Genomic DNA, 12,553 nt, shown 5'->3' on the forward strand with positions numbered 1-12,553 from the left:
GGCGGTAGCGGCGAGGATTTCGCGCAGGCATCACGGTCGCCCAAGACGGCGGCTGGCTCGAGCTGCACGAGTCAGGGACGTATCTGCGGCTGATGAAGGCAACTCTTTCGCTTGACCGTGAGAGCTGCAGGTCCCGCCCGCTTTGCCCCGAGAAGCGGACTAAAAGCAGACTGCTCAGAATGGGAGCGATGGGTCAGGTAGCGAAAGTTTAGCTATTCGGTGATTAGTTCCGCGCCATCGGCCGCGCGGGCTACCGATTCAGCGCGACCTCCTTGAATGCAATCACGAGCGCCTTTTCGAGTTTTCCTTGCATGCCCAAGAGAGTGCCGTATGCCTCGGCCCGAGACATCGTCGGCTTATAGTGGCGATGCTCGATCAACGCGGCGAATATGTCGGAGATGGTCAACATTCTAACGATGTCGCTGATGCTGCCGGCGCAGAGCGCGTCCGGATACCCGCTGCCGTCGAGATATTCGTGATGATGCCGGACGGCATCAAGAATTTCAGGTGAGACCCCGGTTTGGGCTTTCATGAATTCGAATCCCGTTACCGGGTGCGTTTCGACAAGTACCCGCTCGTCCGCGTTTAACCGTCCCGGCTTGTCAAGTATCGCTATGGGGATGGCCGCCTTACCGATGTCGTGAAAGATCGCGGCAGAGTACAAGCGCTCGAGATCAGCTGGCTTCAGTCCCAGGCTAAGTCCGAAGTCGATGGCTACGCCGGTAACCAGCAGGCAGTGCTGGTAGGTCCCTTCGTGGTGGCGCCGCACGGTTGCCAGCCACTCGGTAAGCCCTCGCTCCCTGATCCGATCAGCCACCTTTGCGCCCGCTTGTTTCGCGCCGATCACATCCAGCGGCTTGTTCAACGACACCGCAGTGAACATCGATCCGATAGCGTCAACTGCGGCATGGACTGCGATGCCGGGCTGCGCCGCTCCGGCGTCGGCCGACTTAGCTTGATCGTGCAACGCTTCGAATAACCGCGGCGGGCTAATAGTGCTCGGTACAGCGAGTGTGGCTCCAAGTGCATAAGCTTGCGAGATCCCGACGTGAGATGGATGCTCCACGAGGAATATCCGCCGGGGAACCTTGGCTATTCGAGCATTTCTCTTTTTTAGAGCAGCGATGTTATCGATCATCCGCAGATCGGCCCGGACAACCAGCGCGTCGGGTACGTCCGTAAGCTTTGCTTCGAGATCGAGACGTTCACCTGCGACGCGGAATCTTCGGCTGAGCATGCTGCAGAGGTCCGAAAGGCCGACGGCAGTATCGGCCAGAACCTGCACAAACTTTGGAGTAGTGCTCATGAGGTCGGACAATGGATCTCTCACATCCAAAACGATCCCTGTTCCTCAGGTGCTTCGTTCAACCAGATCAGCGCCTCGCGCAATTCCAGGAACAACAATCGCTCTTCCGAGGCGGACGACCCGTCACCGTTGGACAGATAAAGAATAAAGTCCTTGCTCCCATTCCGAAACAGCGCCTCTCTAGCCTCGCAAATTGCTAACGATGAGGCGTCGATAAAGGAAACCGTCCGCGAAAAGAGTAGCTGCATATGATGCAATGCGTTGCTCAAGAAGGGATGTCCCGCTTATGGCGTAGGAGCGGAATTATTCTGTTTTATCGCGACCGCGCGCTTTCTCGTTTTCTCCGTGAGGAAGTGGACACCAACCTGTGCTCCGTTGACCCAAACCAGCTCACACCGTCGAAATGCCAAACCGGTGGAAGACAGAACGAGGAAAAATTCCTGAGCCTTGAGCACGTCGGTGGACCCCTCTACTTCGAGCTTCGCCCCGGTCGCAGAGGCGTCGAGGAGAATGCATCCTCGCCGCCAAGTCCCGTCTGCGCCGACGATGTTGACCAGGTGCTTGTGTTCAAAATGTACGCGGCTGGCCTTTCGGCTGCTCCCCCTCATCGCAATCCCCCAAATTGAAGGCACCAGGTTCAAATGATTGTTTTTCAAAAAGCGTGCGCAGCTCACCGCGCGCAGCGGTGAGGAGCTGATCGATGCGCTCGGACTGAGATATCAGTTGGTTTGCCGTTGTCCTGCTCGACAGTTGCCCGATCAACAATCGAATACTGGCGTTGGCCAGTTCGAGAATGAAGATCGCTCGTCCCAAATCCTCTGCTGAGCTGGGTTCTTGAGTTTCAACGGTCGAGACGAGCGCGCCAACCTGCGTTAGGATGGCGCGTGGATCGAAGCCTGATCGCTTCGACCCAGTGTGGCAGCGGCTAGGCCGGCGGAATTCCAGCACGGTAGACATGTGGTTCAAAATCCGTTTGGGCTTCATTGCCCATCACGCAAATCAACAAACAACAGGCCGCGAGAATATGAGCACAAGCCTCGTCGTTGCCGCCCGTGTGTCACTTGCGGCTTCGCGGACAACAATCAGGTCGCGCGGCGCCCCGTTCAGCCATTTCATCCTTAAGTTGCTAACATAAGTTAAAGAGAAGTTCCATGGAAGGTGTTTAGATACCTTTAGATCCAAGGATTTTGCGGGAGAGGGCGAGGCCGTCGTGCTCGGCACCGTCGGCGTCTCCGATTTCAACGCCCTGCACAGCCGGAAGCACGATCACGAGGTCCAGCTCTATGCCTTCGACGTGCTCGCCATGGACGGCGACGACCTCCGGCCGCTGCCGCTGCACGGATGCGAGACCTTACGCAGAAGTCATCGCCGCGCTCAAGAAGGCCATCGCCGCGCCCTGTCCGACCGAGCGGCTGAGATGGCTGCAGGCCGCGGCGACAACTCTTGCACGCCTAGGGTCTCTACCGAATTAACGAACTCTGATTCCTTTGCACCAACCTGATGCGATGCGGGGGAAGCTCGATGCGTAAGGGACTGTTCTGGCTTAACGACAAGCTGTGGGCTCGGATAGAGCCGCATTTGCCGCCGAACCAGACCGGTCCGGCTCGCGATGACGATCGCCGCATCATCATCGGTATCGTTCACATGGTTCAATGCGGCGCACGTTGGCGCGATTGTCCGCCCGACTATGGTGCCTACACAACGATCTGCAATCGGTTCGATCAATGGGTCAAGCGTGGGCATTGGCAGGCGATCTTCGAAGTGCTTGCCCGCGGCGGCAAGGATGGCGTGACCTTGTCCATCGACGCCACCTCGACCAAGGCGCATCGCTCGGCGAGCGGTGGAAAAGGGGGAGCACAAACAGCGGTCGGCCTCGCGTGGCGGACGGACCACGAAAATCCACGCGCTGAGCGATCCTGATTGCAGGCCTTGCGCATTTCACCTAACTCCGGGACAAGACACCGGCATCGCCGCAGCTGGAACTCGCGCCACCCATGTCGGCCCTCATTGGCGACAAGGGCTATGACGGTGATGGCTTGCGCGCCGAAATCCTCAATCGCGGCGCCAAGCCCGTCATTTCAAACAAATCCAACCGGGTAAGCCTCCACAGCTTCAAAAAGCGCATCTATAAAGGGCGAAATGTCATCGAACGCTGCTTCTGCAGGCTCAAGGACTTCCGGCGCATCGCAACCCCTTACGACAAGCTCGCCAGAAATTTCCTGGCTGCAATTCACCTCGATGGGCGAGCAAATTATCTGGCCCGGGCTAAATTTTCGGCACTCGCGTTCGCGGGCCCGATGGACTTGACGGACGCCATCAGGTTGAATGGGGCAAGCGAGGTTAGGTACGACAATGACGTCGAAATATCTGCTGGTCCTGCTTTTGATCGCCTCGCCGGCTGCGGCGCAGGTGAAGCCTGCTCTCAAAGCCTCGGCGGCGCATCCCGACCCTTGCGCTCCTATCGGGCGCACCGCGGACGGCAAACTGGTCTATTCCATGAAATGCGAGAGCCTGCCGGCACCGCCTCCGCCCCCGGCGCAGGCGGACCTGAAAGAGGCTCCCGCGCCGGCTGCAGAGCCGGAGCCGGAGGTGCGGCGGAGCGGCCTGTTCGGCTGGTCTTACGACCGCAGGTGAAGGGGTGAGCGCCACTTGCGCAAAGCCCGCTGGAGTGCTCTTTCCTTGAAGTCTCCATGGGCCATGGTCCCGGAGCCAGAGACATGAGATGAGCAAACTCGTTATCCGTGCTGGTGATTTCACCTTCGATGCCCGTTTCGAAGAGCAGGCGGCGCCCAAGACCGTTGAGGCGTTTCGCAAGGCGCTGCCATTCGAGAGCCACATCATCCATGTGCGCTGGAGCGGTGAAGCCGTCTGGATGCCGCTTGGCGATCTCGACTTCGGCGTCGGATACGAGAATCACACCAGCTATCCTGCGCCGGGACAGATCATTCTTTATCCCGGCGGCATCAGCGAGACCGAGATCCTGATAGCCTATGGCGGTGTCCGCTTCGCAAGCAAGGTAGGCCAGCTCGCCGGCAATCACTTCATCACGCTAACCTCGGGTCTTGAGAACCTGGCAACGTTGGGCAAGAGCGTGCTGTGGAATGGCGCGCTGCCGATCCGCTTTGAGGAAGTCTGAGTGAGCGATATCAACTACCCCCGTGATCTCCGCGGTTACGGCCGCAACCCGCCGCACCCACAATGGCCCGGCAACGCTAGGGTCGCGGTGCAGTTCGTCGTCAATTTCGAGGAAGGCGGCGAGAACAACATCTTGCATGGCGACCGGGCCTCGGAAGCGTTCCTCTCCGACGTGCTCGGCGCACAACCCTGGCCCGGCCAGCGTCACGCCAATATCGAATCCATGTTCGAATATGGCTCGCGCGCCGGCTTCTGGCGGCTGTGGCGGGTGTTTGGCGAGCGGAAGTGGCCGACCACCGTGTTCGGCGTCGCTACTGCACTCAAGCGCAATCCGGAAATCGTCGCGGCCATGAAGGAGTCCGACTGGGACATCGCGAGCCACAGCCTGAAGTGGATCGAGCACAAGGACATGACGGAAGCGCAGGAGCGCGCCGAGATTGTCGAGGCGATCCGCGTCCATACCGAGGCCACCGGTGCGCGGCCGCTCGGCTGGTACACCGGCCGCTCCTCCATCAATACCAACCGTCTGCTGATGGAGGAGGGAGGCTTCCTTTATCTGAGCGACTCCTATGCCGACGATCTGCCTTATTGGGTGAATGGCGCGAACGGCAAGCAGCTCATCATCCCCTATACGCTTGACGCCAACGACATGCGGTTCATCAATCCGCAGGGCTTTTCCGAAGGCGAGCAGTTCTTCACCTATCTCAAGGACGCCTTCGACGTGCTCTATGCGGAAGGGCAAACGGCACCGAAAATGATGTCGGTGGGCCTGCACTGCCGTCTCGCCGGCCGGCCCGGCCGTGCCGCGGGACTGATCCGCTTCCTCGACTATATCGGCAAGCACGAGCGCGTCTGGGTGCCGACGCGGCTACAGATCGCGCAGCATTGGCACGACAAGCACGCGCATCTTGCCTCTGACGCGTTCGAGATCAGGTGAGGTAATGGCGCAGATTCCGCTCGCCGATCTCAATGCTGCAAGCAAGGCCGATTTCGTTGCGGCACTCGCCAATGTCGTCGAATATTCGCCGTGGATCGCCGAGCAGCTCGCCGGCAAGCGGCCGTTCGCCGGCATCAATCAGCTGCATGCCGCGTTGATGGCGGCGATCCAGGCCGCCGAACCCGACGTGCAGTTGGCGCTAATCCGCGCGCATCCCGATCTCGCCGACAAGACCCAGCGCGCGGCGGGACTGACGGCGGAATCGACCGGCGAGCAGAACAGCGCCGGCCTCGACCGGCTCTCGGCGGCCGAATACGCAGCGTTCGAACGCGTCAACAACGCCTATCGCGAAAAGTTCGGCTTCCCCTACATCGTCTGCGTGCGGCGTTACACCAGGGACTCGATCCTGCGCGACTTCGAGACGCGCCTGCGCAATATTGCCAAGACCGAGACGCGCCGCGCGATCGAGGAGATCGGCCGCATCTCGGCGCTGCGGCTCGATCAGCTGGTTGTTGCCGACGACAAACTGAAAGTGCACGGCCATCTGTCGACCCATGTGTTGGACAATCATGCGGGCAAGCCGGCATCCGGAATCGCGGTGGAGCTGCTTGAGCTCGCCGCGCTCGGCGAGAGCCGCGTGATCGCACGTGGCGTCACCAACGCCGATGGCCGCACCGACCCGCCGCTGATCGGCGGTCGCCCGTTGCCGATCGGTCGCTACGAGCTGCGCTTCGGCATCGCCAAATACTACGCCGAGCGCAACGTACAGCTTGCGGATCCGCCGTTCCTGGACGAGATCCCGCTGCGCTTCGCGATCAGCGAACCGGAGGGCCACTACCACGTGCCGTTGCTGGTCACGCCGTGGAGTTACTCGACTTATCGCGGCAGCTAGCCGCCGAACTTGTCGAGCAGCGCCGGAAACAGCCGATCCGGCTTGAAAGGCGGCGCCGTGAAGCGGATGCCGGTGGCATCCGCAATCGCGTTGCCCAGCGCGGCGGCGACCGGATTGTACGGGCTCTCGCTCATCGACTTTGCGCCGAGTGGTCCGATAGTATCAGACGTCTCGGCGAAGAACACTTCGGTGCGCGGCACATCCGCGAAGGACGGCAGATGGTAGTCGCGGAATTTGGGATTGGTGACGCGCCCCTCCGCGTTGATCACCACCTCCTCGTAGAGCGCCGCCCCCAGCGCTTGCGCGACGCCGCCCTCGACCTGGCCGCGGCACTGCATGGGATTGGCGACGACACCGGCATCGGCAGCCTGCACGCTCCGGAGAACCCTGAGCTCGCCGGTGCCCTTGTTCACGGCGACGCGAAAGCCCTGTACGTTAAAGCCGACCGAGCGCGGCGTGCCCTCGGAACTGCCGTGGCCTGCCATAGGACGACCGCCTTCGCGCGCGAGCTTGGCGAGCTCGACAAAGGACATCCGCCGCACGCCGCTGACGACGAACTCGTCCTCAAGCGTGCAAGTCGCGATATCGCAAAGCCACGCGCCTGCGGCAGCCACCTTCAACTCAGTCGCGAGCTGAATAGCGGCAGCCTGCGTCGCCTTGCCTGCGACGAATGTGCCGGTGCTGCCATAGGCGCCGGTGTCGTGGCCGCCATGGGCGGTATCGGACTGGCGCAGGCGGATCCTGCCGACGGTGGTTGCGAGGATGGTCGCGGCGATCTGCCGGTGCACGGTGCTGGTGCCGTTGCCGAACTCGGCGGTGCCGACGGTGAGCTCGAAGCCGCCGTCGTCGTTGAGTGTGATCATGGCGTCCGCGATGTGGCCGGCGGGCGGCACCGTGTCGATCATGGTCAGCGCGATGCCGTCGCCGGTCAGCCAGTCCGGCGACAGGTCAGGTGGCTGCTCCGCCTGCATCGCGCGCTCGACGAGGTCGATGCACTGGTCGAGCCCGTAGGAGCCGTACAGCACGTCGTGATATTCGGACTCGGGCGGCGACAGCATGGGATCGCCTTCCCTGATGATGTTGCGGCGGCGCATATCGTAGGGACTGATACCGAGCTGCCTGGCCAGCTCGTCGATCGCAGCTTCCACCGCAATGACGGCCTGCGGCAGGCCATAACCACGAAACGCGCCTGCGGGCACCGTGTTGGTGTAGACGACGAATCCGTCGAGCCGCTTGTTGGGGCAGTTGTAGACGGCGATGGATTCGGACACCGCATGGAACATCACGGAGGGGCCGTGATTGCCATAGGCGCCGGTGTTGGAGAGCACGTCGAGCTGGAGCGCGGTGAGCTTGCCCTCCGCATCGGCGCCGGCCTTGATCCGAACCCGCATCGGATGCCGCGTCGAGGTCGCGATGAACTGCTCCTCGCGCGTGAGCTCGAGCTTGACGGGCCGCCCGGTCTTGAGCGCGGCCAGCGCCAGGATATCCTCGACAAACATCTCCTGCTTGCCGCCGAAGCCGCCGCCGACCCGCTCACAGAACACGCGGACCTTGTCGATGGGAAGTCCAAAGATGCCCGAGAGCGCACGCCGGGCCAGGAACGGCACCTGCGTTGACGTGCGGACATTGAGCACGCCTGTCGCGTCGAGCCAGGCAATGCCGCCATGGGTCTCCAGCGCGGCGTGTTGCACGCGGTGGCTGTGGAAGGTGCCCTCGTAAGTGACGGCGGACGTGGCGAGGGCGGCGGCGACGTCGCCAAACTCGCCATGGATCTCTGCGACGAGATTGCGCTGCGCGTCGGCGACGCGGTTCGCGCTGGTGCGATCAGGATGAACGCGCGGTGCTCCCGGCGCCATCGCGAATTCAGGATCAATCAACGCTGGCAAAATCTCGTACTCGACCTTCAGCCGCCGGCATGCCTCCTCGGCCGCGGCTTCGCTCTCGGCGACCACGGCGGCAACCTTCTGGCCGATGAAGCGGACCACGTCGTCGAGGACACGTGTGTCCTCGGGGTCCATCCAGTCCTTCTCGTGCCGCGCCGTCGAGAACAGAACCGCAGGCGCATCCTCATGTGTCAGGATCGCGTGCACGCCGGGCACAGTCATCGCCGCCGATCTGTCGATCGCGATAATCCTGGCATGCGCGTGCGGTGAGCGCAGCAGTTTGATGTGGAGCATGCCGTCAATTTGCGTGTCGAGCGTGTAGCGCGCTCTGCCGCGGACAACATCCGGGCCTGCAGGTGCCGGCAGGCTGCGACCGAACGCGGCGCCGGCTTCGACGCGCTCCTCAACATTGCTCCTGCCGTGGATCGCATCCTCGATCGAGCGATAGCCGGTGCAGCGGCAAATATTGCCCTTCAAGGCGGCGCCGAGATCGGTGCGCTGGGCCTGATTCAGCGAGGCGCAGGTCAGGATCATGCCGGCAGTGCAGAAGCCGCACTGGAACGCTTGCGCGTCAAGAAAGGCTTGCTGCATCGGGTGCGCGCCGTGATCGCTGCCGAGACCCTCGATCGTGGTGATGGTGCGTCCCTCGGCGCGAAACGCGGGAATCAGGCAGCTATGCACGGGCTCGCCGTCGAGCAGCACGGTACAGGCGCCGCAATCGCCGGCGTCGCAGCCCTTCTTCACGCCAAAATGGCCAAGCTCGCGCAGGAACGTGCGCAGGCATTGGCCCGCGCGCGGCGCATGCGGGAACATCGTGCCGTTGATTTCAAAGCTCATGGCGGGGTTGTCCCTAGGAGCTCGGCGCGGATTTCCTCTGCAAGCCGCAGCGTCATGTGCTTGCGCCAGAGCGGCTTGCCATGAATGTCGGTGTGATAGAGATCGTCGGTAATCTCCTCGACGACAGCGGCCCGAAGCGCGTCGGCGTCAGGCTGCTTTGCAAACGATATCTGGATCGGGCGTATGGTCGAGGCAGTTACCGTCAGCTTCAACGTTCCCTTGCTGTCGAGGCTTCCGATCAAAAGGGCCGCGGAGCGGCCGACCGGCGCAAGCGAGATCTGGCGAAACGCGCAGCGGCGTTTCAGTGCCGAAAGCGGTATATCGATCTGCCGCAGCAGGTCGCCAGGCGACAGGCGGTTGCGCTGATTGCCGGTGACGAATTCGGCGACGGGAACCCTCTGTTCGCCGCCGTCCGCTTTCCAGATGGTGCAGACGCCCTCGAGCGCTGATGTCAGCGAGATCATCGGTCCCGCCGGCAGCGACATGCAGAGATTGCCGCCCACCGTCGCCGTCTTCCAGATCTTGAAGGAGGCGAGGAAGGCGCGGCAGCACCGGCTGATCAGCGGCGCTGCGAGCCAATCAGGCGGGCAGGCGAGCGCATCGAGTTGCGAAATCGTGCAGGTGGCTGCAATGCTGAGGTGGCTGTCCGTAGCGACCAGCGCCGGCCATTTCAGGTCGGTGAGATCGATCAGTCGCGTAAGGTGGGCTTGCGGTTCCGAGAACAGCCACGTGCCGCCCGCGAGCCAAGCATCACCTGGCGTCCAAACGGGCAGTTCGGAGCGCGTTTGCGGATGGGAAACCGCTGTGATGGTATTCAAGTCCATGGCTGCGATAGGGCCTGCACCCGGTGAATTGACTCGAGGTAAAGTCTTGCAAGACCAGCGCCAAGTGGCAACAACAAGTCGCGGTCATCACGCTCTCGGGCTGGCCCTTGCCTTGCAAGCCTGCTGTCAGCGGATGTGGGGAGAAGCAGGCGCATGAGCGATGCGAAGCCGATCTGGATCAAGGATCCCCTTGCGATCCTCGCCGATGGTGCGGGGCGCGGGATCGTCGTGAGGCATGGTCGCATCATCGAACTCGTGCCCAAAGGCGGGACGCCTGTGACCACTGACGTTGCGGTGTTCGATGCGAGCGCGGACGTCGTGCTGCCGGGCCTCATCAACACCCATCATCACTTTTACCAGACGCTGACGCGGGCGCTGCCGGCGGCGATGGACCGCGAGCTGTTTCCTTGGCTCCAGGCGCTCTATCCGGTGTGGGCAAGGATGACACCTGAGGCGCTCGAACTTGGGGTGACCGTGGCGATGTCGGAGCTGCTGCTCTCGGGTTGCACGACCACGACGGATCATCACTACGTCTTCCCGGCAGGACTCGAAGAGTCCGTTGACATCGAGGTCGGCGTCGCAAAGCGCCTCGGCATGCGCGTGCTGCTGACGCGCGGTTCGATGAACCTGTCGCAGCGCGATGGTGGCCTGCCTCCTGACAGCGTCGTGCAGGACGAGGACACCATCCTCGCCGACAGCACGCGCGTGGTGGCCAAGCATCACCAGCGCGGGTCGGATGCCATGGTGCAGATTGCGCTTGCACCTTGCTCCCCGTTCTCGGTGACGACGTCGCTGATGCGCGCCACCGCCGATCTCGCCGACAAGCTCGACGTGCGCCTGCACACCCATCTCGCCGAGACCGAGGACGAGAACAAATTCTGCGAGCAAATGTACGGATGCCGCCCGCTCGACTATCTCGAGCAGTGCGGCTGGCTCAATCCGCGGACCTGGCTCGCCCATGGCATCTTCTTCAATGCCGACGAGATGAAGCGGCTCGGCAAGGCCGGGACGACGATCAGCCATTGCGCGTGCAGCAACCAGCTGCTGGCCTCCGGCTGCTGCCCGGTCTGCGAGATGGAGGAAGCTGGCGTCGGTATCGGCATCGGTGTCGACGGCTCGGCCTCGAACGACGGGTCGAACCTGATGCAGGAAGTGCGGGCGGCGTTCCTGCTGCAGCGGGCGCGCTATGGCGTCAGCAAGGTCAGCCACAAGGATGCGCTGCGCTGGGCTACCCGGGGCTCGGCGGCTTGTGTCGGCCGTCCGGAGCTCGGTGAGATCGCGGTCGGCAAGGCCGCCGACCTCGCGCTGTTCAAGCTCGATGAGCTGCGCTTCTCCGGCCATGGCGATCCCCTGGCCGCACTGGTGCTTTGCGGCGCGCATCGGGCCGACCGGGTGATGGTGGCGGGGAACTGGACCGTGATCGACGGCGCGATCCCGGGACTGGACGTTCCGGAGCTGATCCGCCGGCACAGCGCCGTGGCGCGGGCGATGCAGGTGGGGTAGGTAATGAGAAGGAGGGGGCGACCACAAGTGCCGGGTGCTTCTGGCCACCCCCTCCAAACCTCCTCCGGGAGGAGCAGGTGATCTAGGGAATGCAAGAAGCGTGCTACTTGCCCGGTAGCTTGTCGTCCATGCCCTTGACGTAGAAATTCATGCCGAGGATCTGGCCGTCGGCGAGATTGGCGCCGCCCTTGCACTCGATCTCCTTGCCGTCCTGCCCAATCACAGGGCATTTGAACGGGTGCAGCTTGCCTGCGGTGATCGCGGCCTGGGCATCCTCGGCGATCTTCTTCACGTCGTCGGGCATGTTGGTGTAGGGCGCCATCGCGAACATGTGGCTGTCAAGCCCGCCCCAGGTGTCCTCAGACTTCCAGGTGCCGTCGAGCTCGGCCTTGACGCGTTCGATGTAGTAGGGGCCCCAGGTATCGAGGATCGAAGTCAGCTGGGTCTTGGGTCCGAACTTGATCATCTCGGAGTCTTGGCCGAAGGCGAGCTTGCCGCGTTCGCTGGCGATCTGCATCGCGGCGGGCGAGTCCGTGTGCTGCATGATGACGTCAGCGCCCTGGTCGATCAGCGCCTTGGCGGCATCGGCTTCCTTGCCCGGGTCGAACCAGGTGTTGGCCCAGATGATCTTGACCTTGATGTTCGGGTTGATGGTCTGGGCCGCGATCATCGTCGCGTTGATGCCAGAGACGACCTCCGGAATCGGGAACGAGCCGATATAGCCGAGCACGCCGGACTTGGACATCTTGGCGGCGATCAGGCCTTGAATGTAGCGGCCCTGATACCACTTGGACGAATAGGTCGACATGTTCGCGTTGCGCTTGTAGCCGGTGGCGTGCTCGAAATGCACGTTCGGATATTTCTTGGCGACCTTCAGCGTCGGATCCATGTAGCCGAATGACGTCGTGAAGATCAGCTTGTTGCCGGCGCGGACGAGCTGCTCGATGGCGCGCTCGGCGTCGGGACCTTCGGGGACGTTTTCCAGATATGTGGTCTCGATCCTGTCCCCGAGCTCCTTCACCAGCGCCTGCCGGGCAAGCTCGTGCTGGTAGGTCCAGCCGAGATCGCCGATCGGGCCGAGGTAAATGAAGCCGACCTTGAGCTTGTCGGCGGCGGAGGCTGCACTGATGCTCCCGGCAAGCAGAAGGCCGGCAGCTAGCGCAACAAGTGATTTCCTCATCATCAATCTCCAACATCAGGGGAAAGCCACAATCCGCAACGCGCGCGCCCCATCGC

The 12,553-nt window shown here is 62.5% G+C and carries 13 protein-coding genes and 1 pseudogene; 7 read left to right on the top strand and 7 right to left on the bottom strand.

The genetic code is table 11. The features are described 5' to 3' along the window. Positions 1-250: 250 nt before the first annotated feature. The 4 genes from X265_RS11555 to X265_RS11570 are packed head-to-tail and all read right to left on the bottom strand — an operon-like array spanning position 251 to position 2,263. Positions 251-1,306: an HD-GYP domain-containing protein gene (locus X265_RS11555; RefSeq protein WP_128969219.1), complete on the bottom strand. Its 1,056-nt coding sequence runs from the start codon at positions 1,304-1,306 to the stop codon at positions 251-253. A gap of 20 nt (positions 1,307-1,326) precedes the next feature. Continuing rightward, complete coding sequence (locus tag X265_RS11560; protein ID WP_128964935.1) at positions 1,327-1,575, bottom strand: hypothetical protein; 249 nt, start codon at positions 1,573-1,575, stop codon at positions 1,327-1,329. A 15-nt stretch (positions 1,576-1,590) separates the two neighbouring features. After that, positions 1,591-1,914, bottom strand: a complete 324-nt coding sequence (locus X265_RS11565) for a PilZ domain-containing protein (protein ID WP_128964936.1) — start codon at positions 1,912-1,914, stop codon at positions 1,591-1,593. Continuing rightward, complete coding sequence (locus X265_RS11570; RefSeq protein WP_128964937.1) at positions 1,874-2,263, bottom strand: hypothetical protein; 390 nt, start codon at positions 2,261-2,263, stop codon at positions 1,874-1,876. The genes X265_RS11565 and X265_RS11570 overlap by 41 nt, the downstream gene beginning before the upstream one ends. Before the next feature lie 253 nt (positions 2,264-2,516). On the opposite strand from X265_RS11570, the gene X265_RS42240 reads away from it, so the two are divergent. From X265_RS42240 to uraD, 6 genes and pseudogenes are all read left to right on the top strand, one after another. Next, entirely contained in the window at positions 2,517-2,807 is a 291-nt protein-coding gene (locus X265_RS42240) for a hypothetical protein (RefSeq protein ID WP_373291752.1), read from the top strand. A 20-nt stretch (positions 2,808-2,827) separates the two neighbouring features. Continuing rightward, a pseudogene (locus tag X265_RS11580) lies at positions 2,828-3,561 on the top strand (IS5 family transposase); the annotation flags it as partial. Positions 3,562-3,658: 97 nt separating this feature from the next. Further along, on the top strand, positions 3,659-3,940 hold the full coding sequence (locus X265_RS41295) for a hypothetical protein (RefSeq protein WP_128969220.1): 282 nt from the start codon (positions 3,659-3,661) through the stop codon (positions 3,938-3,940). Positions 3,941-4,028: 88 nt separating this feature from the next. Next, positions 4,029-4,442: a DUF3830 family protein gene (locus X265_RS11590; protein ID WP_128964938.1), complete on the top strand. Its 414-nt coding sequence runs from the start codon at positions 4,029-4,031 to the stop codon at positions 4,440-4,442. Further along, positions 4,443-5,378: an allantoinase PuuE gene (gene puuE / locus X265_RS11595; RefSeq protein WP_128964939.1), complete on the top strand. Its 936-nt coding sequence runs from the start codon at positions 4,443-4,445 to the stop codon at positions 5,376-5,378. Positions 5,379-5,382: 4 nt separating this feature from the next. Then, positions 5,383-6,270 (top strand): 2-oxo-4-hydroxy-4-carboxy-5-ureidoimidazoline decarboxylase, encoded by an 888-nt coding sequence (gene uraD, locus X265_RS11600; RefSeq protein ID WP_128964940.1) that lies wholly within the window; start codon positions 5,383-5,385, stop codon positions 6,268-6,270. On the opposite strand, the gene X265_RS11605 is transcribed toward uraD, so the two are convergent. Beyond that, entirely contained in the window at positions 6,267-8,990 is a 2,724-nt protein-coding gene (locus X265_RS11605; protein ID WP_128964941.1) for a molybdopterin-dependent oxidoreductase, read from the bottom strand. The two genes, uraD and X265_RS11605, sit on opposite strands and share 4 nt — an antisense overlap. Further along, the gene (locus X265_RS11610) at positions 8,987-9,814 is read right to left on the bottom strand and encodes an FAD binding domain-containing protein (RefSeq protein ID WP_128964942.1); all 828 of its coding nucleotides are present in this window, start codon (positions 9,812-9,814) and stop codon (positions 8,987-8,989) included. Before X265_RS11610 ends, X265_RS11605 begins: the two co-directional genes overlap by 4 nt. A 153-nt stretch (positions 9,815-9,967) precedes the next feature. On the opposite strand from X265_RS11610, the gene X265_RS11615 reads away from it, so the two are divergent. Continuing rightward, positions 9,968-11,317: an 8-oxoguanine deaminase gene (locus X265_RS11615; RefSeq protein WP_164938527.1), complete on the top strand. Its 1,350-nt coding sequence runs from the start codon at positions 9,968-9,970 to the stop codon at positions 11,315-11,317. Between the two features lie 103 nt (positions 11,318-11,420). Here X265_RS11615 and X265_RS11620 read toward each other — a convergent pair whose 3' ends face one another. Next, positions 11,421-12,497, bottom strand: a complete 1,077-nt coding sequence (locus X265_RS11620; protein WP_164938994.1) for a BMP family ABC transporter substrate-binding protein — start codon at positions 12,495-12,497, stop codon at positions 11,421-11,423. Positions 12,498-12,553 lie beyond the last annotated feature (56 nt).

The sequence above is a fragment of the Bradyrhizobium guangdongense genome (genome assembly GCF_004114975.1).
Taxonomy (GTDB): Bacteria; Pseudomonadota; Alphaproteobacteria; order Rhizobiales; family Xanthobacteraceae; genus Bradyrhizobium; species Bradyrhizobium guangdongense.